This window comes from Mesorhizobium sp. M7A.F.Ca.AU.002.02.1.1, assembly GCF_003998535.1.
GTDB classification, from domain to species: Bacteria; Pseudomonadota; Alphaproteobacteria; order Rhizobiales; family Rhizobiaceae; genus Mesorhizobium; species Mesorhizobium ciceri.
In genome coordinates, this window is record NZ_RZPB01000911.1 from 1 (window position 1) to 2,125 (window position 2,125).

At 61.5% G+C, this 2,125-nt stretch carries 1 protein-coding gene and 1 pseudogene; both read left to right on the forward strand.

What is annotated here, in order from left to right; translation table 11 throughout:
- Positions 1–638 (forward strand): annotated as a pseudogene (locus EN879_RS33170) (ABC transporter permease); the annotation flags it as partial.
- Positions 639–719: 81 nt separating this feature from the next.
- Positions 720–1,943 carry a sugar ABC transporter substrate-binding protein gene (locus tag EN879_RS33175; RefSeq protein WP_127274570.1) on the forward strand — a complete coding sequence of 408 codons (1,224 nt, stop codon included), beginning with the start codon at positions 720–722 and terminating at the stop codon, positions 1,941–1,943.
- The last annotated feature ends 182 nt before the right edge of the window (positions 1,944–2,125 follow it).

Here is a 2,125-nt window from a genome sequence, read left to right on the forward strand (position 1 = left end):
GCCTTGGGGTGACCTTGCTGCGTATCCCGCCCTTCATCATGACCATGGCGACGGGGATCATCACCGCTTCCGCAGCACTTGGGCTTACGAGCGGCACACCGCGCGGCGCGGCTCCCCCAATCCTGACCGCTCTGATGAAAGCGAGTTGGATCGGCATCCCGGTCATCCTCCTATTCATCCTGGTTTTCGCCATCCTCGGCTCAGTGCTGCAGGGTCGAACATCCTACGGTCGCCGCCTGACAGCCATCGGCGCGAATCCGGTCGCGGCTCATGTCGCGGGCATTGCAGTGCGCAGTTCGGTTCTGATCGCCTATATGCTGAGCGCAGCCGCATCCGGGTTTGCCGGCATGATGCTGGCGGGCTACGCAAACGGCGCAACGCTGCGCATGGGCGACGACTATCTGCTTCCCTCGATTGCGGCCGTCGTCATCGGCGGCTCGTCCATTCTTGGTGGCAGCGGCTCTTTCGTCGCCACGATAGGCGGTGCCATCCTGCTCACCGCGTTGAGTACGGTGATCTCGGCGCTTGGCATTCCACAGGGCTGGCGCACGGTCATCGAGGGCTCGATCATCCTCATTGCCCTGCTCCTGCTGAGGGAAAACACCTTCGCGTTCCTAAGACGCCGACTGGCGCGGTAAAGACCGCCCGCGCCCGGCGATCCGGGACGTTCAGTGAGAACGTTCCCATCAACAAGCGGTCAACGATCTGGGAGACCTTCGATGCCAAACTGGAAGAGAAAACTAAGTCTATGCGCAGCCGCTCTTTGTACTGCCGCGGTCAGCCTTTCGCTCACCGCCCCGTCGGCGTCAGCGCAGGACAAGAAGTTCAAAATCTACCTGAGCATGAGCTACAGCGGCAACTCTTGGCAGTCGGAGGCAGCCAACATCGTCAAGGCGCTTGCCGCCACCCCACCCTACGACAAGACCGTGGAACTGACCCAGGTGATCTCGGGCACGGATCCCCAGGCTCAGATCGCTGCGTATGAGAGCATGATTGCCGCCAAAGCCGACGGCATTATCAGCTTTCCGATTTCTTCCACCGCCCTCAATCGCGTCATCCACAAAGGCTGCGAGAAGGGCGTGAAGTTCTTCATGTACGACGCGACGGTCACCGAGCCCTGCGCCTACAACGTCAGTTACATTACCGCTGGCTTTGGCGAGAACAGCGCTCAGGCCCTGGTCAATGCGCTCGGCGGCAAAGGCAAGATCTTCCTCAGCCGCGGCGTTCCCGGCAACTCGGTCGACAAGCGCCACACCGATGGAGCCATGTCGGTCTTCAAGAAGTACCCCGGCATACAGGTCGTGGACGAATACTATTCCTTCTGGGACGACCGTACGACCCAGCAGGAAACAGCCAAGGCGCTCGCAGCGCATCCCGACGTCGACGGCATCTGGGCTCAGGCCGGTGAATACGGTGCGATCCAGGCCCTCATGGACAAGGGAAGCAAACTGGTGCCGATGACGGGCGAAAACTCGAATGGCTTCCGCCTTGCGCTGGCCAATCCAGATTTCCAGAAGCGTGGCCTGAAAGGCGTTTCCGCCGGCTCGCCGCCGGCCAGTGCTGGCTATGCTTTCAAGCTGATGATGGAAGCCCTGACTGGAAAGCGCGATCTCAAGCCGGGCAACATCGAATATCCTCTGCCATGGGTGCCCGCCGACCAGGTCAAGCTGTGCAAAGGCCAGACGTTCGAAGATGGTTGCAACGCCTTCCCGGAAGGCGTCGTGCCCAGTTCCTTCGTGACGGAGGTGTTCAGCCCGACGCTTCTGCCGGAGCTTTCCATCCAGTCGGCGCTTGAAGGCAAGCCAACCCCAGGCGCGACCATCCAGCCTTTGCCGGCCGATGTTCCGAAAGCCGCCGACGAGCCCGGCATCAACTGCCAGAAATGCGAGCCGCCGGCAGACGAGTACAAGCTCACCAAGGTTCAGCCAACCGTCAATCCGTAATGGCCAAGGCGGGCGGCGTCACGCCGCCCGCTCCACCTTTTTCAAGAACGAGGACGAACATGCCCAGTTATCTCAAGCGCGGCCAGGACGCGAGCACAGTGGCGGCGGTCGACGCCAGAACGCGATTGACCGTTGAAAATATTCTCGCCGACGTCGAGGCGAGAGGTGACGCGGCCGTGCGC

Excerpts from the sequence above, each read along its gene's own strand:
- EN879_RS33175 (WP_127274570.1), top strand. The coding sequence starts at position 720 with ATGCCAAACTGGAAGAGAAAACTAAGTCTATGCGCAGCCGCTCTTTGT.